Below are 20,545 nucleotides of genomic sequence, written 5' to 3' on the forward strand. Positions count from 1 at the left end.
TCGTCTCGGCGAAGCGGGTCGGCAAGACGCGCACGACCGTTTACAACTGGATCACGAAAGGGATCACGGGAAACCTGGTCCAAGAAGTGACGCGCGAATACGTTGTGTTGGCTCCTTCGGGTGAGGTGTCACTCACCGCGGGAGCCAGCACAACGTTCGGCTCCTTCGGGTGACTCGTGGCGAAGACGCTCAACACGTTTCTGTTCGGCGATTACCGCATCGCAACGGCGACCAGCGGCCGGAGCGGGTACAAGCACACCTTCGGCGGAGCACACGACCGCAAGGGCACGTCGCGTGAAGACTGTAACGGGATTCTGATTCACCTGCTGCACCGACTCGACCTGACGGACCCGGCCGTCCCGATTGCCATCCCCGGTGTTCGGTGGCTGCCGTTCTATTACTGCTTCGACTTTCGCGCCAATGACCTCGGCTACCAACTCATTTCCGACGAGGAGCTGGTTACGTTCTTCCCCGAAGACGACCCGAACGTGTCCCAAGAAGAATCGTGGCCCGACGATAACTTCCCACCGGAGTTCCCCGAATCGCCCATCAAGATCGCGCCCCGCGACTACGATCCCACTAACCTCGAAGACGCATTTCAGTGGGCCGGTGCGTTCGGGATCGGAAAGCTTTCAGCGCCCGACCAGGCGACTGCAAAGGCGCGCGTCTCCGAAATTATGGACAGCTTGGGACTGGGGATTCCGGAAACGGAGGAAGACTTTGAGCAAGCGCTGTCCCGCCCTTTCATGCAGGGGAAGCCGGACGGCCCTTGTTTGAACCCGGAGTGTTCCAATCGGAAGACGCGCGGGCAATTGATCTCGATCGCACTAATGCCGGCGGAACCGGTGAGGGGCGTCCACACGTTCGGGCGGTGGGGAGGCGGTGTGCAGTTGATTTTCCAGATGTGCCCGAAGTGTTACACGATCCGGGTCAGTAATCAGTGCGACTGAGCGAGGAACCGCCTCTGCGTGGCACCGAACTGCTGTAAAATGTGTACTCAGCAGAACGGTTCATGGCGTGCATCGGCGCTCGGTTCCATCCTGTGTACTTGCCGAGCGCATCAAACCTTGGTCCCTAACTCGGTCCGTAAATGGTTAACATGCTCGGCAGCGCGAGATCGCATCGGATGAATCGACGTTGGGTCATGGCGGTGGTCATCGTGGGGGTCGGCGCGGCTTTGTGGTTGTGGTCGCGCGAGACGGGCCGTGTGCCCCAGGGCCGAGAGCAACCGTTCACGGACCTGGACGCGGTTCTGGCGAGCTACAAAGCGAGCGGGTGGGAATTAGATCGCGCGCCGCCCTTCCCGGGGCCGTACCGGAAAACCCCGGAAGGCGAGTCGATGGTCGGCAAGGACGGGGGAGTGGTGCGCCGCGTGCGGGACGGCAACGCGGTGGTCGAGGAGTTGCGACTGGACGGCAACCCGGAGTTCGATCAGTTGGTGGTGCAGTTGGAAACGCCCAGCGGCCGGCAGACGCTGGCGGTCCTCAAACGGGCACGCAAGCCGCGTGGTCCCTGATCGGGTGCGGAATCCGAGATCGAACCCAGCCACTGCTAGATGCGTAATTTGGTGCACCAGTTCACAATCCTTTGTGACCGGAAAACGATCTTATCCGGTAAGTGGAGGACGAATGAACCGTGCGTGGGCAATTGGTGTCGCGTCGGTTGGTTTGTTGCTCGTCGGCGTGACCTGCGGGTGCATCCGGTACGGTAATCGACCGAGCGAATGGCCGGCGTTCGGCCTGATCCTACTCGGGCCGTATCTGCTCACGGCGATCGGGTACTGGTTCTCACCGTCCCGGATCGACCGGCTTCTCGGAGCCATCGTTGTGGTGACTGGCGCGGTGCTTACGGGGTTTGTCGTGAACGAGATGTGGCCCACACTATTTAGTGGCGAACCTGCACCTGCAATCCTTTCTTCTGTGTTCGTCGGGATGATGGTGCTGATGGTACAGTATCCGGTTGGATTGGGTGTCGCACTGAGTGGGTTGACCGCACGACGCACGGAATACCAAGCCCGACGCGACGTTGAATCACTGTAAAACGTGCTCGGTAAATTGTGGTGCGGGACTGCGCCCGCAGAAGGGCACAGCAAATGACATTTACCACCGAAGACCTCGGTGACGTGCCGAACGTAACTCCTGCCGGAATGGACGAAATACTGGCGACTGACGTTTTCGGCGCATTCGCGATCTTGAGTGCGTCCGGTGAGGCGTTCATCCAAGCGGGCAACGACTGGCAACCCGACGAGGACTGCCGGGCGTTCCTGGACGCGCACGACTCGGACCCGTGGCTGTTGGAACACCGTGAGTGCGGGTACCAGTTCCGGGCGGTGGGGCACGCCACACTGGAACAGGTGCGTCGGGCGTTCCGCTCGTACCTGACTGGTGGTTCCGAATGGCGCACGGGTTTCGCATGGTCCGAGTTGCAACTGTGAACTAATCCACCGCACCCAACACTGTAATGCCTTCGGCAACACGAGCGGTTTGTAGCTGCCAGCGTTACGATTCGGCCTCGGAGGGCGGAGCGAATGGAACGGTGCCGTTACTCTTCCTACGCCATCGCTTCTTGTGTCCTCAATTTACCCTGGGCGGCATCGTTCGGTTGGTGCTTGTGGGTGAGCTGGACGGCAAACGGCCGGGTCGCTGGAGAAATATTCCTGTTGCCCGTAATGGCGTGGTTCTGGACGGGCCTCCCGGCCGGTGCTTGTGGGTTCGTAGCCTGGATGAACATCCGCTCCTCGCCGGCACGCCTCCGCGGGCGGTGGCTCGCGCTTCTCGGGATGCTGTTAGCAGCCGTGATCCCGGTGCTCGGTGTCGCCGAGAATTTGTGGAGCACCTACCGACAGAAGCAAATTAATTCGGAGCGGCACCGCCCCGCCGAACCAAGCGCTGCCCCAACCACGACCGAGTGATTCGGTGCTCCGCCCTCACTTCGCTTCGATCAGTTTCAGGATCGCGTCGGCGAACGGGACCGCGTCGGGCGGGCCGCTCGCGGTGACGACCTTGCCGTCCACCGTCACGCCCGGCTTGTCCCAGGTCACGTTCATCTTGTCCCAGGGCAGGAACGGGTGCTTCTTGAAGAGGTGATCGCAGGGAGCGACCTTCTTCCCCTTCAGCACACCGTGCGTGGCCAAAACACCTTGCCCCACGCAGATCGCCGCGACCGGCTTGCCCGCTGACCGCATCTTCTGAATCACCGGGCCGACCGTGCCCGATGCGCGGCCAAACCCCATGTACTCCTCCGTGCGCTCGCCGCAGAAAACGAGCGCGGAGTAATCGGTCAGGTTCATGTTCGCTTCGAGGCGCACGTCGATGGGCACGTCGTCCCCGGGCGTACCCGGCGACGGTCGGGCGCGGTCCCCCTCGAACGCGGCGGTCACTACGGTCGCGCCGCGCTCCACGAAGCGGTTGCGCACCGGCAAAAAGTCGTCCAGCCAAACGCCGCTACTCGGCAGCACGAAGAGGATCTTCACACCCTTCGACGAGGGAGTGATGGCCGTTGGCGCGGTGGGGGAGGGTTTGCCTTTCTCACCCTTTTCAGCCTTGTCGCCTTTGTCGTTCTTGGTTTGCGGCGGATCTGTTTTGGCGACCGCGGGCGGATCGGTCGGCGCATCACCCGCCTTCTTCTTACTGGTCACCACAACCGCAACCGCGATCGCAGCGAACAGGAACAGTGCTGCGGCCGCTCCTCCGATTACGGCCCGTTTCTGCTGCTGGCGCCGTGCGGACTTCTTGGATTTCTTCGGGCGCTTCTGGCGTTGGGTGTCGGTCAGTGTCGGGCCGCTCGTGATCGGGGGCGTATCGAACGCGAGTGACGCGACCGGCGCGGGTGTGTGAACGGGAGCGACCGCGACCGCGTCCACGATCTCGAACACCGGCTCCTTCGCGGAATCGGACCGCGTGAACGGGAGCAGCGCGCTCGCCACCTCCGCCGCGGTCTGGTAGCGGTCTTCCAGTTTCTTCGCCATCATGCGCTCGAGCACATCGGCCAGCGCCGGTTGTATTTCCGGGCGAACCGTGCGGATCGGCGGCGGGGCTTCGCTCGTGTGGGCGAGCAGTTTATCGATGAGCGTGGTCGCGCCGAGGAACGGTGCTTTACCCGTGAGCAGGAAGTACAGCGTGCAGCCGAGCGAATAAATGTCGCTGCGGGCGTCCACGTCGTGCGAGTTCCGGGCCTGTTCGGGCGAGAGATAGTCCGGCGTGCCCATGAGCACGTTCGGGTTCGTCACGCCTACGTCCGCACCGCCGAGCGTTCGTCCGCCACCAAGTGGGAGCTGCGTGGTCCGGGCCGGGTCCATTTCGACCGGGGCGTCGGCCTCGTCCGCCTGGGCGAACCGGGCGAGACCGAAGTCGAGCACCTTCACCTGCCCCTTGCGCGTCACCATCAGGTTCTGCGGTTTGATGTCGCGGTGAACCATCCCCTTCTCGGCCGCGTGCTGAAGCCCGAGCGCGGCCTGGCGCGCGAACACGCATGCCATTGGCACGGGAAGCGGTCCCTTCTTCGCGACCAGCCGATCGAGGCTAGTACCCTCGATGAATTCCATCGCGAGGAAGTGCAGCCCGTCCGCTTCGTCCGCGTCGTGGTAGGTGACGATGTTCGGGTGCGTGAGCTTGCCGGCCGCCTTGAACTCCTTCACGAACCGCTCGACCGCACTGGCCTTCGCGGTCAGGTGCGGGGCGACCACTTTCAGCGCGACGACGCGCCCCATCAGGCGGTGCTCGGCCTTGTACACGACGCCCATCCCACCGGCGCCGAGTTCGCTGATGATGCGGTACCGCGGGTGGTTCGCCAACGCGGGGGGGATTTTATCGCTCTTGACGGTGGGGCCGGTCGGCGCGCCATCCGCGACGGACTTCACCGTGGGCGGCACGGCCGCCGCAGCGCGGGCCAGGTCCGCGAGCGAGTCCTCGGGTACGAACTTCAGGGCTTCGCCGCACGCCGCGCACCCGGCCACGTGGTCCGCGACACCGGTCAGCTCGGTCGACGACAGGTCGCCGCGTGCGAACGCGGCCAGGGTTTCCGCACGGGGACAAGCAGCTACGGGCATCGAACGGAACCTCTTCGTGGGCGAATCCCGGCACTCGGAGGAATAATGGCACGAAAATAGGAGGATCTGTCGCCATTCGGCGCGCGAGAACAAACAACGTGTCGATTCAGGCCCGACTCATAATTCTACGCACTGATTGCGTTCGGCTCTTCGCCCTTGACTTGAAACTTGAGACTCACACCCTAACCCAACAGTCCCCCCGCTTCTTCGCGCAACCGGGCCAGGACGCGGGACTTTGCGATATAAACGGCGTTCGCGGTGACCCCGACCTCGGCCGCGACTTCCTCTGCGGACAGCCCGTCGAGGACGAACCGGCCGAATAATTCCCAGGTGCGCGCCTCGAAGTCCGGTTTGATGCGCTCCAGCAGTTTGCGGGTGATGTGGAGGTCGTGTTCGCGCTCCCACGCCCGGGCGAGGTCGTCGGTCGGGTCTTTGAGGCGCGCGATGTAGGTTCCGAAATCGGACCCGCCCGGCGCGGTCGGCTGAACTTTTCGGCCCTTCCACACGGTGCGGGCGCAGTTGGCCGCGATCGCGCGGAGCCACCCGCGGAACGCGCCCGGCTTTTCGGGGTGGACGAACTCCGGGAACCGGCGCACGACGACCGCCATGACCTCCTGGACGAGATCATCGGCGTCGGCCCCGCGCACGTTGAGGCGCTCCGCCCACACTCGGATGAGCGGGGCATATAATTCGACGAGCCGCTCCCACGCGCCCGAATCGCGGGGGTCGCGGAGCCGCTCTAACAGTGTAGCCGATGTAACTTGCATGAACTCTCCCCCACTTCAGTCTAACCCACCGCGGGCGCTTGTGGGAACGGAAGGTTCCCGGCTATACTTTGAATGCTGCGGTTCGCCGCCCCGGAGGTGTCGGTGACGGAACGACCCCGACTATTACTCATCGGCCCGTCCGTCGGGTCGCTCGACGCTGCGCTCGCGGGGATCGCGGACGTGGAGCCGGTGTCGGCCGGCGCCGCCGAGATCGCGCAGCGGCTCCGGACCGGACAGTTCGAGGGCGTGGTCGCCGCGCCCGACCTGGTCGCCGGGATGATCGACCGGTTCCACCGCGACGAACTCATCATCAGCCACATCGAAAAGGGGTTGGCGGTTCTCGATTCCACCGGGACCGTGTTGTGGGCGAACCCAGTGTTCCGCTCCGGTGGGGGCGGCGAACCGGTGGGGCGCTCGCTGTTCGACTTCCTCGGGAGCGACCGCGTCTCGATCGAGCACGTCGAGAGCGCGAACGGGCGCGTGATCGCGGCCGCGACCGAGAGCGACGACCCCGCGGACCCGCTCAGCCCGGCCCGGCGCGGCGCGGCGACCGCACTACGTGTCCATTGCCCGGCCAACACCGAACAGCCCTTTATCGAAATCGACGTCCGGCCGGTGATCGCGCCCGACGGCAAGGTCAGCCAGTTGACCGCGCTCGTGCGGAACGTGACCTCGCAAGTGGTCCAGCAGCAGAAGCTCGACGCGCTCCACGCGGCCGGGCGCGAACTCGCGGGCCTGGACGCGGACCAGCTCACCGACATGAACGTCGAGGCCCGCGTCGAGCTGCTCAAGTCGAACCTGCGGCGCACCATTCACGACCTGCTCCACTACGACACAATCGAAGTCCGGTTACTCGACCGCAAAACGGACGAGCTGAGGCCGCTCCTCGAAGACGGCATGCTGCCCGAGGCCGCGCAGCGGGTGCTGTTCGCGCGCCCGACCGGGAACGGGGTCACCGGGTTCGTCGCGGCCACCGGCGTGAGCTACCTGTGCCCGGACACGGCCGACGACCCGCACTACATCGCGGGGGCCGCCGGCGCCCGCAGTTCGATGACGGTGCCGCTCAAGTTCCAGGACGTCGTAATCGGTACGCTGAACGTCGAGAGCCCGCGCGTCAACGGGTTCGGGCCGGCCGATCTCCAGTTTACGGAACTCTTCAGCCGGGAAGTCGCGGCCGCGCTTCACACGCTCGACCTGCTGAGCGCCCAACAGGTGTGTACCGCGGGGCAGTCGATCGAGTCGGTGAACAAAGAGATCGCGCTGCCGCTCGACGAGGTGCTGACCGGGGCGAGCGTGTTGCTCGAACGGCTCGCGGACTCTGACCCGGACGCGGCCGTGCGCTTGCGGCAGATCCTCGGCGCCGCCCGCCAGGTGAAGGACAGCATCGCCCAGGTCGGGCGCGACATGACCGAAGCGCCCGCGGCAGGGAACCAGCCGCTCCTGGGCAAACAAGTGCTGGTAATCGATTCCGACGAGCGCATCCGCCGCATGGCGCACCTGATGCTCGGTCGGTTGGGGGCAACGGTCGAAACGGCCGGCACCGGCGCGGACGGTATCGCACTGGCGGCCGACGCCGACTACGACACGATCTTTCAGGAAGTGAAACCGCCGGACATGGGCGGGTACGACTGCTATCGGCGCCTGCGAGCCGCGTGCCCGTCGGCGACCGTCGCGCTCACCACGGGATTCGGGTACGACGTGGCCCACTCGATCGTGAAGGCCCGCGCGGACGGGATGCGCCACGTCCTGTTCAAGCCGTTCCGCCAGGACCAGATCGTCCGCGCCGTTACCGAGGGCGACACCGCCCGCGCCGGCGCAACGGGGTAAGCGCCTCAAGCAATTCGATCACTCGTTGATGCGGTTTGCTCGTTCACGTCCCAATAGCGAACATTTCCCGAATAGTATCCGTTCGCGTCCGGAGAAGAGAAAGTTCCACCTCTCGCGCCGTAAGTGAGTCCTCTTCTTCGGTGCGAATCGGCTGCGGTACCCAAGACAAAAAGTGCCCCTTCTTGCTTCCGCGCACGGGCTCTTTAAACGCTCGATAGTTCTCGATCACCTCTCCGTGTGTCGGGTCCGAATCGAGAGCTTTGCGGAAGGCGGCCTCGACGGTGTCGCGGCTCTCCCCGAGTCGCTCCTGACATACAGCCAGCCAGCCTTGTAGTTGGGCCGCAATTCGTTGATTCGAGTTCCGCGTGAGTGCCTGGCGGCACCAATCAATCGCCGAGCGAAAATCACTCTGAGAGAGTGAGTGGTGCGCAAGGTAGTAATACGGCGTCACGGCGGTTTCCTCTCGTTCAACCGCCGCACGGAAATCCTGAATCGATTGCTGGCCCGGGTAGGTAATTATCCCTCTGACGACCCACGGGAGCGCGGAGTCAGGTTTCAATTGGACCGCTCGATTCGCGTACTCCATTGCTCGATTTTTGGACCCGAGGTGGCCCCACGCCCTCGCTCCGGTTGCAAAACCACTCCCCAGGTAGTTAAGCAAGTTGCGATCGCTTTGCTGTACCTCGGGAAGTTGCTGGTATCCTTCCCACGCTTTATCGAGGTATTGAACCTGTTGTTCGAGATCGCCACGCCGGAACGGAACGGTGCTCGTTGCGCGGCAAAATGCAACAACGGCAGCGGTAACAAAAGTCACCGGGTGCGGAAGCAATTCGACTTGATGTTGCGTATATTTCTGGGCTTCCGCTTCGTAATGATGAGTAGCCAAATAAACGGGGACAGTCGTCGTTGCCAAATACAAGGCTAAGCGATCATCAGGGGAATACTTTTGTGCGGTGCGGAAGAACAGCGCCGCGGCTCGAAAATCTCCGATCGTTTCGCACGCAGTAGCACGCAAAAATGCCATAACGCCCGGTTTCAGGACATACGGGTGGTCCTGAAGTGTGCGAAGCAGGTCGTTGGGGCGCCGCTCTTGTTGCTGCCTCAGTAGCGTTTGTTGGACCCCGGCTCCGTAGCCCGGCGACGTGCGCTCCTTGACGTCTTTCAGGAATTGCGGCAGTAGGCCGCGCACGTTCTGCGGGAGCACGCGAGCTTCGATCTTCGACGCGAGTTCCTGGGCCTTTTGATAGTGGCCACTTTTGTAGTATTGTGTCGCGGCCAGGAACCGAAGGAATTGTTTCTCGCCACCGCCGCGGTGGGCTTTCATATCTCGTTCGAGAATCGCCCCGGCTTCGGCGAACTTCTGCCGAGCGAGCGCGGTGTCGCCCACGCCGAGTGCCGCTTGGCCCTCGGCCGCAGCAAGCGTAGCCGGCTCACTCGTTTCACTCAAAAAAACGCTCGTCACGGGTTCGCCTTCTTGTTCCGCTTCTTTTTCCTCTTGCGAGGTTTCTTGCAAACGTAATGGAGATAACTGTGGACATTGGCTCCTGGTGCGTGAGCGAAAGTGGTGACCGCCGCGAACCCCGCCCGACACACCGTCAACACCTGGAGCTTTTTCTGGCCCAGTCTGGCACGCGACTGCGAACCACTAGGGTCCGATCGGATGCCGCTGCTTTCGGCCTGGATCGGTCTCTTCAACCCACTCACCTGAACCGAGTAATCCCCGCCACTCCCGATCGGAAGAACTCGAAGAATCTCTCCCCGAGCCAGATTGTGAATCAGCAGCGCCATTACCGCAATGGCCGCTTGTTCGGTAATGTCTTGCGGCGGAACGGCAACATTCCATTGAACAGCCAAATCACCAGCGAACTTCACAAGTCCGTTCCACCCGACGCCTCGTGTCTCCTGGACCGCTGCCCCGCTCCCGGGCCGAGCGAGCCAATCAACAGCGACCGCCCTATTCATCGTACCCGGTGGGAGGGCAGTTGGGTCAAGACTTAAGCGCAGGATCGCCGACGTCGCACATTGTTCGAGGAGCGCCAAACCACAGCGCGGGTGAATTGCGGGCAACGTTTCGAGTTCGAGGACAGACCCGTTCGACATGGGGCGACCGAAAGCGAGTAAACGAAATCCCAAGATTGTATCGTCTCGTCATCACGGAAAACGCAATATTAAGCGCCTCGGCCTTACGACAACCTGGGTAACAGTCCACTCGCCACGTCTCACGCTATTTTCAGAACCAATTGCGGCGGTTCGGGGTTAGGATGAGCGCGGGAATCACCTCTCGCTCTCGTTCGGCCCGGAGCCTCCACACATGCCACGCACACTTTTGCGGTCCGTGAACCGGCGATTCGTACTCACCTCCGCGTGCGCGGTCGGTGCGCTGTTTGCGAGCCTCGCGACACTCGGCGCGGGGGACTGGCCGCAGTGGCGCGGACCCAACCGCGACGGTCGGGCCACCGACTTCAAAGCGCCGCAAACGTGGCCCAAGGAACTCACCCAAAAGTGGAAAGTGACCGTCGGTGACGGAGTTGCGACGCCCGCACTCGTCGGCGACAAGCTGTTCGTGTTCACCCGCGAGAACAACTCGGAAGTTACCCGGTGTCTGGATGCTGCGAGCGGCAAAGAGGTGTGGGCCGACAAGTACGAGGTGGCGTTCAAACCCACCGCCGACGCCGGGTTCCCGGGTCCGCGGTGCTCGCCCGCCGTGGCTGGTGGGAAGGTCGTTACGCTGGGCGTCAACGGCACGCTCTCGTGCCTCGATGCCGAGAGCGGCAAGAAGCTCTGGCGCGTCGAAACCAAGGGGATACCGCGGTTCCACACGTCCAGTTCGCCGGTGATCGTCGACAAACTCGTGATCGCCCAGTTCGGCGGCGAAAGTAGCGGCGGGATCGCGGCCTACGAGTTAGAAAGCGGAAACGAGAAATGGAAGTGGACGGGCGACGGCACCGCCTACGCCTCGCCGGTGCTCATGACCGTGGACGGAACCCAAACCGTCATCGCGGAGACCGCGGCGAACGTCGTCGGGCTGGACGCGGCTGAGGGGAAACTGCTCTGGAAGAGCGCCTACCCGGTGACCGGCGGGCGCGGGTACAACTCGTCCACGCCGATCGTGGAGGGGCAAACCGTGATCTTCTCCGGGTCCAACCGCGGGACGCGGGCACTGAAGATCGAAAAGAAGGGCGCTGAGTACACCGCGAAAGAAGTGTGGAACAATAAAGAGCAGTCGGCACTGTACAACACGCCGGTGCTGAAAAGCGGGAGCGTGTTCGGGCTGACATCGGCTGACAGCCTGTTCTGCGTGAGCGCGGAAACCGGCAAGGTCGCGTGGACGGAACCGCTCGCGGGCGGGCGCGGGTACGGGAACGTCGTGGACGCCGGGACCGTGCTCCTCGCGCTCCCGCCGAACGGCCAGTTGACCGTGTTCGAGCCGAGCGACAAGGAATTCAAGAAGATCGCGAGTTACAAGGTGGGCGCCGGGAAGACGTATGCCTACCCGATCGCGACCGGGAACCGCATCTTCGTGAAGGACGCCGATTCGGTCGTCCTGTGGACCGTCGAGTGACGCGCCGTACCGGGAACGCCGTGCGCGCCGTGGGGATGCCCCGCGCGGTACATTCGCCTCGCGGTTATTGGAACCCGCCGATAGCCAGTGCGCCGGGGCGGTGATATTCTGGGTCGATGGCAGCTCCGATCACTACCGACGCCTGGCTCGCGTTCGAGGACGGGTGGCTCGCGCCCTACGCGATGCCCTCCCGGGCCAGCCGCGGGCGCAAGCACACCGAACCGGAACACGAGTACCGGTCGCTCTACCAGCGCGACCGCGAGCGCATCGTCCACTGCACCGCGTTCCGGCGCATGACCGGCAAAACGCAGGTGCTCGTTGCCAGCGTGAACGACCACCACCGGACCCGGCTCACGCACACGCTCGAAGTCACCCAACTCGCGCGCACGGTGGCCCGCCGGCTCCGACTGAACGAGGACCTCGCGGAAGCCATCGCCCTCGCCCACGACATCGGCCACCCGCCCTTCGGCCACGCCGGGGAGGACGCGCTCGACGAGTGCCTGAAGCCGTTCGGGGGGTTCGATCACAACCTGTTCGGGCTGCGCCGGGTCGACGAGCTGGAAGAGCGCTACCCGCAGTTCCCCGGGCTGAATTTGTCGTTTGAAGTGCGCGAGGCGTTCGTCCAGCACAGCAGCCGGCGCGACGCCCCGAGTGCTCCGAGTTCCGGTCGACCGGGGCGCCGTTGCTCGAAGCCCAGATCGCCGACATCGTGGACTCCATCGCCTACGACACGCACGACACGGATGATGCACTCGGGCTGGGGTTCATCACGCTCGACGAACTGCGCCGCGTCGAGTTCTGGGCGCGCGCGACGGAGCGCGTGCAGGTACACACGCCGGGGCTGTCCGAAGGGCCGCTGCGCGTGGCCGTGATCCGCGAGCTACTCGCGTGGCAGGTGACGGACCTCCTCGCGGAGACCGCGAACCGGCTCGCGAGCGCCGGCGTAAAGTCCGTAGACGACGTTCGTTCCGCGCGCCAGCCGCTCGTCGGGTTCGGCCCCGAGGTGCGCAAACTGAAGGCCGAACTGGAGCGGTTCCTGCGCGAGCGCGTGTACAAGCACCACCGCGTGCTGCGGATGACGGCGAACGGGAAGCGGATCCTGGAGTCCCTGTTCGCGGAGTACGTTCGCGCCCCCGCGCTGCTCCCGGAAAAGCACCTCCGGCGCTGGACCGGGGCCGACGCGATCGCCGGCCCGACGCCCCTGGGGTGGGTCACCGCGGCGCGCACGCGGCTCGACTGCCTGGAGCGCGTCGTCGGCGACTACCTGGCGGGTATGACGGACCGGTTCGCCCAACTCGAATACAGGCGCCTGTTTTTGCCGTCCATCGAACTGTAGAATCACCTGTTGAGGTGAGCGGTTTTTGCGAAGTGCGGGTCGAAACGATGCCGTTCACCAATATTCGGGGACTCAAATGCTGATGATATTGATACGTGTCGCCTATGCCGCGCTCGTCGTCGGTATGGCCGTTCTTTCGTTCAGCTTTCTGATGGATTCGGATCAAATTCTGAAGAAAGTCCTCGTGCCGCTCGGCGTTCTCACCATCGGCGGGCTGGTGCTGCTCACCGACATGCGCGAGAAGCAGAAGCAGATCACCACCATCTCCGCGGTCTACTTCGGGCTCATGCTCGGCATGCTGCTCGGGTACCTGTTCTCGATCGCACTCGTTCCGATTCTCGAATCGACGTTCGGGGTCGGGTCGCCGCTCATCCTGCTCGGCCGGGTGCTGCTCACCGTCGTGTGTTGTTATGTAACGATTTCGACGTTTGTGCAGACCAAGGACGAGTTTCGGTTCATTATCCCTTATGTCGAATTTTCCAAACAGGTGAAGGGCGGTAAGCCGCTCGTGCTGGATACGAGCGTAATCATTGATGGCCGCATCGCCGACGTGTGCGATACTCGATTGATCGACACGAAGCTCCTCGTACCGCGCTTCGTGCTGCAAGAGCTGCAAGCCATCGCGGACAGCGCGGACAAGATGAAGCGCAACCGCGGGCGCCGCGGACTGGACGTGCTGAAGCGCCTCCAGAGCAACCCGAAGCTCGAACTGCAGATGCACGACGGGAACGTGCCCGAGCTGCGGACCGGCGAGCGCATCCGCGTGGACGAGCGCCTGGTGATTCTGGCGAAGGCGCTCGGCGCCCGCGTGGTCACCAACGACTTCAACCTGAACAAGATCGCGCAGCTCCAGGGCGTGGACGTCATCAACCTGAACGAGGTGGCGAACGCCCTGAAGACGGTCGCGATCCCCGGCGAGTACATGCAGGTCAAGGTCGTGAAGGCCGGCGACCAGATCGGTCAGGGGGTCGGGTACCTCGACGACGGCACGATGGTGGTGGTCGAGCAGGGCCGGCCGTTCATCGGGCAGGACATCACGATCGTGGTAACGAGCGTGCTCCAGACCCCGGCCGGGCGCATGATCTTCGGGCGCCCGGACCAGCGCGCGAGCGGGTCGCACACCCCGTACCCGGGGAACGGCAGCACGACGAATCTGACCGGGCCGGGCGACTCCCGGAGCGGGGCGAGTGGGTCGGGGCCGCACGAGCCGTTAAAGGGTGGCGACACGAAGATCTGACCCACCCCGACCGGCCGGCGGCGCGAACCCACGGGCAGTACCCGTGGGTTCTTTGTTTTTGCTCCCTATTGCCGTATTGGATTGGTGTTTTTTGTTTGGTGGCACGGGCCTCTGGCCTGTGGAAGCGTTTACACAGGCCAGAGGCCCGTGCCACGAATACAGACGCACACGTTCAACGCCGCACTCCCCTGGAGAGGTTTTTGATATGCGCATGCTGCTGCTGGGATTGGCCGGGCTGAGTGCCGGCACTGTCGCGTGGGCGGTGGGCGCGCAGCCGAGCAAACCGCTGACCGAGCCGGGTAAGGGCGCCCTCCCGCCCGGTGAGGCTGCGCCGGCCGCTGCCGCGAGCGACGTGCAACTCGTCGAGCGCTGCCTCGCCGCCCGCAAGGAGTACGAGGCCAGCCTCAAGGCGCTTTACGAGCACTACACCAAGTCCGGCGACAAGCAGCGCCTCGCGTGGGCCGAGCGCGAACTCATGGCCTACCACCTCGTGTGGAAGCCGTCGTACAACCTCGACGTGAAGGACGTTCCGCCCCCCACCCTAGAGGCCCGCGTGAACGTGCGCGAGGCGAACGAGCTGTACAAGACCGCGATGGAGTACAAGGGTAAGGGGCTGGGCGACGACTACGTGCTGAACATGCGCCGGTCCGAACTGTTGCTCCGCGAGGTGCTCGACAAGTACCCGAACTCGGACAAGATCGGCGACGTGGCGTACCAGCTCGCCGACATCTACGAGAGCCGCGCGTACAAGCAGTACGACCGGGCCGCCAAGTACTACGAGCGCTCGTTCCAGTGGGTGAAGGGGTCGCGCACCGACGCCCGGCTCCGCGCCGCGACGCTCTACGACCGCCAACTGAACGAGCGCACGAAGGCGGTCGACCTCTACCGGGCCGTCGTCGAACACGACACGAACCCGGACCACATCAAGCAGGCCGAGAAGCGCGTGGGCGAGCTGACGGGCCGGAAATAAGAGAAGGTGTGAGGGGCGAGCGGGTGAAGGGGTGAAAAGGCAAGACACAACGTTCTTGGCTTTTTCACCCCTTCACCCGCTCGCCCCCTCACACCTTCTCTTACACTAAAAAAATGGAACCTCTCGCACGGCTGCACTGGCCGGTCGTTCTCTCGATCGCCGCCGCCCTTGTCACCATCGGAATGAAGAGCGCGGCGTATGCCCTCACGGGGTCCGTCGGGCTGCTCACCGACGCGCTCGAATCGGTGGTGAACCTGCTCGCGGCCGTCACCGCGTACTTCGCACTGTGGTACGCCTCCCGCCCCGCGGACCCCACGCACACTTACGGCCACGAGAAGATCGAATTCCTCTCAAGTGGGCTTGAGGGTGTGTTGATCGTGGTTGCCGGTCTGGGCGCTGCTGGGTACGGTGTTCAGCGGTTAATCACCCCCGAACCGCTCCAGGCGATCGAACTCGGGAGCGGACTGGCGCTGGGGGCGTCGGTCGTGAACTTCGCCGTGGCCCGGGTGCTGCTCCACTACGGGCGCGTTCACAAGTCCATCGTGATGGAAGCGGACGGCCAGCACCTCATGGCCGACGTGTGGACCTCGGTCGGCGTTCTCGTGGGGCTGGCACTCGTCTACGCGACCAAACTCACGTTCTTCGATTCGTTGCTCGCGATCATCATGGGGTTGCACATCACCTGGACCGGGTGGGGGCTGATCCGCCGGTCGTTCGACGGCCTCATGGACCACGCGATCCCGCGCGACGAAATCGACCGCATCCGCGAAGTGATCCGCGCGAACCTCCCAGAAGGGGCGATCTTCCACATGCTCCGCACGCGCCTGTCCGGGGCGCGCCGATTCATCGAGTTTCACTTGCTCGTCGACGGTGACATTTCCGTGCGCGAGGGGCACCAGATCGCGTCGAAACTCGAAGACGCGCTCGTCGCCGCGATGCCGGAAGTGGCGGTGACGATTCACGTTGAGCCGGTAGACGAGCAGGAGTCGTGGGAGCCGGAGTACCTCCAGCGACTCGGCGAAGAACCACTTCCCCCTCCGCCCACAACTCCGCACGTACCGTGAACGCCTTAATTTTTGAGGCTGCAGGCCGATAGACGGCAGCTTATTCTGGGTCCAAACCGTCACGACATTGAGGCGATCCATGACGCCGGCGTGCGCGCTGACCACTGTTTTGGGCCTGCTCTGCTTAACGGGCTTCGGAACCGCGTTCCCCGCGGACCCGGACGACACCCCCAAGGCGCTCCGCGGGGACGTTCTGAAGGCCACATCGTCCAAAGACAAAGCCGGGGCTTACCAGAAGCTGTTCGAGAAGGTCGGGCGACAAGGGTTCGCAGACCTAACCAAGGACGAGGTCACCGGTATCGCGCTCCAAGCCGCTTGGGAAACCTACACCAAGCCCGCCAAGCGGCCCAAGCCCCTGATGCCGCGCACAAACGACATTTACGATCCCACCGAACTCGGTAAATTCGTCGCCTTTTTCAAGGAGCGGACCAAGGCCCCCGTCCCCGAGTGGTGGGCACGGGGCATCACGGACGTGGACCTGTTCCCGGGGCAACACCATGCGTTCATAGGGAGCGACACCGGACCCAAGTGCCGGGAATCAAAGTCCGGCGCCCTGGTTCCGGACGGGGCCGAAATGGAGGAGAAGGACGGGAAACGGGTGTACTCAGTCGGGGGCCGAACGGTCGAGTTTCCGAGTGACACGTTCGACGAATTGAGCAACTCGTTCGCGGGAGTGGTCGGGGAGAAGCGGTCCGCGGTCGCGGGGTACACGGCCGTATGCGGGGAGGCATTTGAAATCGCGGGGTTCGAGGGCCGGGGCGGGAAATCGACCTGGAAGGCGGACGTGTGGGGAACCGACCGCGATTTTCTCGGGGGCCAGGGCTACCACTGGGTCGAGGTCCGCGAAAAAGACGGTACCGTGTTCGTGTTTGGCGCCGAGTCGCACGGTATGTACGCGGAGGCGTTTGACTTGGCCACCGGGAAGTGCCAGTGGCGGTTCTGTAGCTGTTACTGGTTCCACCATTCCGAAAAGTGGAAGCACAATTAGCCCGCCGCCCGAGGTTCGCTTAAATCTCAAATTACTGGTGCGCGTGAGTGCTTACGGCTCGGCGTAAGGAATCCGGTCCGGCGTCTTGGGGGCTTCTACCTTTGGGGCCGGCGCTGCGCCGATGAACTTGTCGATCTTCCAGGGCAACACGGTGAGGTCGCGGTCGCCGGAAACGGTCTGCGTGCCGTTCCCTAGGAACGCGGTCCCCGTCACACTCGCGCCGTGCTTGCGGAACACGGGAACCTCTTGCTTCGCGGCGGACGTATCCCAGAGGCGTAGCGTGCGGTCCGCCCCGCCGGTGAGTACCCAGCGCCCGCCATCTTTGACTGCAACGCTCCGGACGCCGCCCTCGTGCCCGGTGAGCGTGAATCGGGCCTTTTCGTCGCCCAGTTGCCACACGCGGACCGTGCCCGCGTCGTTGCCGGCGACAATCCACTGACCGTCGGGACTAATCGCGATCGCGGAGAGCGGGGACGTGAAGTTGCCGTAGCGCTTGAGTTCGGTGCCGGTGGCGAGGTCGAGCATCACGAGCGCGTTTTCGGTCGCGGCCGCCACGAATTTCCCGTGCGGGTCCACGGCGAGCGCGGTAACGAGTCCGAGCTTCTCGACGCGCCAGCCCTCTTTGCTATCGGCGGTCTTCCAGTACGCCACGGTACCGTCGAAGCTCCCGGACACGACCCATTTTCCATTCGGCACGAACGCGACCGCGCTCACGAGACTCGTGTGGTCGGTGAACTTCGCGATTTCGAGGCCGGTCGCCAGATCCCACACGCGGGCCGTGCCGTCCATCCCACCGGACGCGGCACACTTACCGTCCGCAGAGAGCGCGACCGCCCATACGCTCGCGGTGTGCCCCACGAACCGCTTGAGGTCGCGCCGGCCCTCCACATCGAAGTAGCGCACGCTGCGGTCACCGCTCGCAACGATCGCCCGGCGCCCGTCCGGGGTGAACGCCCATTGATTGGCCGAATCCCCACGTGCTTCGAGCGGGTCGAGTTCGCCGGTGTTGTCCTTTAGTGTCGGGCCGTTCAAATTGGCTTGGTACAGTCCACCGAGTTGCAGCTCGCGCACAATATCGCCGAACGCCTGCACCCAGAGTTGCCGGGTAACAGTTCCCCCCGCACGCAGAGGGCCGACGTGCTTCACGAGAAGCTCCGATTGGCTGATGCGCCCGCGGAACTCGTCGGCCGTCAGCCCAATTTCACTGGCACCCGTGACCAAATCCACATCCGCTTCGTACTTCTGCGTGATGGTACTGACGGCCTCGAACCGGCTCACCTTCGCCCCCGTTTTCGCAACGGCTTCGGCGTACTTCTTCGCGTCCGCTTCCATCAGTTTGAGCACCGCGTCCTTGCCGGGGAACAGCGCCCGGATCACGTCACCCTCTTCGCGCTTGAACGCCTTCGGGTTCTTGCCGAGGTGATCGAGAACCTGATCCGCTTTCGGGAGAATACCGGTCACGTGACACGACATGCACGACACGCCCGCTTCGACCGCGCGGTCCGGGCGCTTCGGGTCGCTCACGATGTTGAGCGGCCCCTTATCGAGCCGCGTATTGACGGCGTTTATCAAGTAATAAGCGTGTAGTCCGTTCGGTAGCGCGAAGATGGCTTCGCCGCCCGCGTGCTGGAACGGGTTCTCCGCGAGGCCCCCCGGTCCGAGCGGGAACGCGAAAATGTTGCGGCGATCCGGAAGTAACCCGCCGTTCACGCGATCAACGAGGTTCGCTTGGGGTTCGTCAAAGTCGTAGGTGCGCCAGTACATCCCTTGCGCCGAGTCGTGGCGCTCCAGCACGCGGTTGAAGCGCGAGATCCCGCTGCCGTTGAAGCCGGCCCGCGTAACGCGCTCCTGCCGGATGTTCTCCGCGGCGTCCACTCGGATCTGTTTCTCCAGTTCCGCGAGATTCGCGGGAAGTTGAAGTACGTCGTAATAGAGCGGCGCACGCGACGCGGTGGCGATGAACCAGTCGGCCCGCAGAAGGGGCTGTTTCGCCGCGGTGCCCACGGCTACGGCCCGCGCGCTCACGGAATCGTCGAGGACGCCGTAGGGGTACTCTTGCAGAATGCGGTTCCAGATGGTCGCGTCCCACACGAACCAGCGCAAATCGATGCGCAGGATCGTTCGGTTCGCGTCCACCGCGACCGGGTTCACGATCTTCGACCCCCACGACAGGCTGTTCACCAGTTTCGCGAGCGCATTGCGATACGTTTGCAGTTCCTCGTCCGAAAGCCCCGCGTTGTGGAGGTGCGTGAGTGTAAAGTACCGCTGGAAGCGCCGGGCGCGCCGGTCCAGCGTCTCCAGATCCGCGAGAACGGCCGCGAACACGTCCGCCTGTGTGATCTGTTTGTGGGCACTGTCAGTTTCGCCGGTAGGGGCACCGGCCTCGATCCACTTTTTCAGAATCGCGATTTCCGCAGCGCTCGGGCGCGGGCTTTCGTCGGGCGGGGGCATCGTGCCGTCGTCCACGCGGCGAAACAGCCGGCTGCCCTTCGCGTCGTTGGGAACGATCTTCTTGCGCGCGACCAGTTTGCCCAAATCGGTCACGAAGTTCATCGCGCCTTCGACGCTCCCGTCCTGCCCGTGGCACCGGTAACAGTGCGTCTTCAACACGGTTTTGGCTTGCTGCGCGAGCTGTTTCGCGTCGTCGGCGCGTGCGGGCGAAGCGAGCGCGAGAAGTGCCAGGGTCGGCAGGAGAGTTGTGCGCATGTCGTCTTCCGAGCGTGCGGGACGCGAACCGCCATCTATTCGACGAATCAGAACCGATCGGCGATTGCGACACCGCGAATGTAACGCGCGGGTAACGAAAGTGCGATGAGTTGTGGGCGATCAAACTGCGTTCAAAAATGGGCCGCTCATAGAGCGAGCGGCCCGCGGGCGTCACTCCACGAATTCCACCGCGACCGGGTTCGGGATGATCCCCGCGCGGTGCGCTTCGCCGAGCAACTTGCGGATCGCGGCCCGGCCCCGCTCGCCGTAATCGAGCGTCCAGTCGTTCACGTACATGCCCACGAACTTGTCCGCGAGCGACACGTCCATGTCGCGGGCGTACTTCAGGGCGTAATCGAGCGCCTCGCGCCGGTGATCGAGGGCGTACTGGATGCTCTGCTTGATGAGCCGGCTCGTCTCTTTCATGGTGGCCGCGCCGAGATCCTTGCGAACCACGTTCCCGCCGAGCGGCAGCGGCAACCCGGTCCGCTCCTGCCACCACACGCCGAGGTCGGTCACGAGGTGCAGCCCCTGGTTCTGGAACGTGAGCTGCCCCTCGTGAATAATCAAGCCGGCGTCGTACTTCCCGCCCGCGACGGCCGGGATGATCTCGTCGAACGGGATCACGTCATACGTCAGCTTGTCCTGCGCGCCGATCGACTCGAACAGCAGCTTCAGCGTGAGGAACGCCGTGGTGAGCGTGCCCGGCACCGCGATCTTGATACCGGGCAGATCGGCCACCGCGAACGGCTTCCGCGCCACCACCATCGGGCCGTACTTGTCGCCCATACTGCACCCGGTGGGGAGCAGCGCGTACTTGTCGAGCAGGAAACTGTAAGCGTGGATGCTCACGGCGGTGACTTCGAGTTCGCCCTTCAGCGCGCGGCGGTTGAGCGTCTCGATGTCCTGTAGCTCGTGAACGAACTTGAGATCGCCGGTCGGGATCTTGTCGTTGGCGAGCGCGTGAAACATGAACGCATCGTCCGGGTCCGGGCTGTGCCCGACGCGGATCACCTTCTGTGTCGTTGCAGTGCTCATGAA

The 20,545-nt window shown here is 63.9% G+C and carries 18 protein-coding genes; 13 read left to right on the top strand and 5 right to left on the bottom strand.

The window, feature by feature from the left end; translation table 11 throughout:
• The first annotated feature begins 176 nt into the window (after positions 1–176).
• The 5 genes from VT84_RS31125 (at position 177) to VT84_RS31145 (ending at position 2,911) form a co-directional block, all read left to right on the top strand.
• Positions 177–950, top strand: coding sequence for a hypothetical protein (locus VT84_RS31125; RefSeq protein WP_052557122.1), 774 nt, complete (start codon positions 177–179; stop codon positions 948–950).
• Between the two features lie 176 nt (positions 951–1,126).
• Positions 1,127–1,516 (top strand): hypothetical protein, encoded by a 390-nt coding sequence (locus tag VT84_RS31130; RefSeq protein ID WP_157470034.1) that lies wholly within the window; start codon positions 1,127–1,129, stop codon positions 1,514–1,516.
• Between the two features lie 112 nt (positions 1,517–1,628).
• On the top strand, positions 1,629–2,039 hold the full coding sequence (locus VT84_RS31135; RefSeq protein ID WP_052557127.1) for a hypothetical protein: 411 nt from the start codon (positions 1,629–1,631) through the stop codon (positions 2,037–2,039).
• A 53-nt stretch (positions 2,040–2,092) separates the two neighbouring features.
• Positions 2,093–2,434 carry a hypothetical protein gene (locus tag VT84_RS31140; RefSeq protein ID WP_157470036.1) on the top strand — a complete coding sequence of 114 codons (342 nt, stop codon included), beginning with the start codon at positions 2,093–2,095 and terminating at the stop codon, positions 2,432–2,434.
• A 180-nt stretch (positions 2,435–2,614) separates the two neighbouring features.
• Positions 2,615–2,911 (top strand): hypothetical protein, encoded by a 297-nt coding sequence (locus VT84_RS31145; RefSeq protein WP_157470038.1) that lies wholly within the window; start codon positions 2,615–2,617, stop codon positions 2,909–2,911.
• 15 nt (positions 2,912–2,926) lie between these two features.
• Here VT84_RS31145 and VT84_RS31150 read toward each other — a convergent pair whose 3' ends face one another.
• On the bottom strand, positions 2,927–5,047 hold the full coding sequence (locus VT84_RS31150) for a protein kinase domain-containing protein (protein WP_082842265.1): 2,121 nt from the start codon (positions 5,045–5,047) through the stop codon (positions 2,927–2,929).
• A gap of 182 nt (positions 5,048–5,229) precedes the next feature.
• Complete coding sequence (locus VT84_RS31155) at positions 5,230–5,814, bottom strand: RNA polymerase sigma factor (protein ID WP_082842266.1); 585 nt, start codon at positions 5,812–5,814, stop codon at positions 5,230–5,232.
• A gap of 102 nt (positions 5,815–5,916) precedes the next feature.
• On the opposite strand from VT84_RS31155, the gene VT84_RS31160 reads away from it, so the two are divergent.
• Positions 5,917–7,641, top strand: coding sequence for a GAF domain-containing protein (locus VT84_RS31160; protein ID WP_157470040.1), 1,725 nt, complete (start codon positions 5,917–5,919; stop codon positions 7,639–7,641).
• Between the two features lie 43 nt (positions 7,642–7,684).
• Here VT84_RS31160 and VT84_RS31165 read toward each other — a convergent pair whose 3' ends face one another.
• Complete coding sequence (locus tag VT84_RS31165) at positions 7,685–9,103, bottom strand: tetratricopeptide repeat protein (protein WP_082842268.1); 1,419 nt, start codon at positions 9,101–9,103, stop codon at positions 7,685–7,687.
• An 849-nt stretch (positions 9,104–9,952) separates the two neighbouring features.
• Between VT84_RS31165 and VT84_RS31175 the strand changes: the two genes are divergently transcribed.
• The 7 genes from VT84_RS31175 to VT84_RS31200 all read left to right on the top strand — a co-directional run bounded on the left by VT84_RS31175 (position 9,953) and on the right by VT84_RS31200 (position 16,798).
• On the top strand, positions 9,953–11,203 hold the full coding sequence (locus VT84_RS31175) for a PQQ-binding-like beta-propeller repeat protein (protein ID WP_082842270.1): 1,251 nt from the start codon (positions 9,953–9,955) through the stop codon (positions 11,201–11,203).
• Between the two features lie 116 nt (positions 11,204–11,319).
• Positions 11,320–12,075 carry a dGTP triphosphohydrolase gene (dgt, locus tag VT84_RS41390; RefSeq protein WP_239465509.1) on the top strand — a complete coding sequence of 252 codons (756 nt, stop codon included), beginning with the start codon at positions 11,320–11,322 and terminating at the stop codon, positions 12,073–12,075.
• A complete protein-coding gene (locus tag VT84_RS41395) occupies positions 12,024–12,539 on the top strand; it encodes a hypothetical protein (protein ID WP_239465510.1) in 516 nt (171 codons plus the stop codon). The genes dgt and VT84_RS41395 overlap by 52 nt, the downstream gene beginning before the upstream one ends.
• Positions 12,540–12,615: 76 nt before the next feature.
• Positions 12,616–13,776, top strand: coding sequence for a PIN/TRAM domain-containing protein (locus VT84_RS31185; RefSeq protein WP_082842271.1), 1,161 nt, complete (start codon positions 12,616–12,618; stop codon positions 13,774–13,776).
• Between the two features lie 205 nt (positions 13,777–13,981).
• The gene (locus VT84_RS31190; RefSeq protein ID WP_052557145.1) at positions 13,982–14,746 is read left to right on the top strand and encodes a tetratricopeptide repeat protein; all 765 of its coding nucleotides are present in this window, start codon (positions 13,982–13,984) and stop codon (positions 14,744–14,746) included.
• 113 nt (positions 14,747–14,859) lie between these two features.
• Positions 14,860–15,810 (top strand): cation diffusion facilitator family transporter, encoded by a 951-nt coding sequence (locus tag VT84_RS31195; RefSeq protein WP_082842272.1) that lies wholly within the window; start codon positions 14,860–14,862, stop codon positions 15,808–15,810.
• Between the two features lie 79 nt (positions 15,811–15,889).
• The gene (locus VT84_RS31200) at positions 15,890–16,798 is read left to right on the top strand and encodes a hypothetical protein (protein WP_082842273.1); all 909 of its coding nucleotides are present in this window, start codon (positions 15,890–15,892) and stop codon (positions 16,796–16,798) included.
• Positions 16,799–16,849: 51 nt separating this feature from the next.
• On the opposite strand, the gene VT84_RS31205 is transcribed toward VT84_RS31200, so the two are convergent.
• Complete coding sequence (locus VT84_RS31205) at positions 16,850–19,504, bottom strand: c-type cytochrome domain-containing protein (protein ID WP_082842274.1); 2,655 nt, start codon at positions 19,502–19,504, stop codon at positions 16,850–16,852.
• A 171-nt stretch (positions 19,505–19,675) separates the two neighbouring features.
• Positions 19,676–20,542: a menaquinone biosynthesis family protein gene (locus VT84_RS31210; protein WP_082842275.1), complete on the bottom strand. Its 867-nt coding sequence runs from the start codon at positions 20,540–20,542 to the stop codon at positions 19,676–19,678.
• Between the last annotated feature and the right edge of the window lie 3 nt (positions 20,543–20,545).

Origin of the sequence: Gemmata sp. SH-PL17, from assembly GCF_001610855.1 — a bacterium.
GTDB classification, from domain to species: domain Bacteria; phylum Planctomycetota; class Planctomycetia; order Gemmatales; family Gemmataceae; genus Gemmata; species Gemmata massiliana.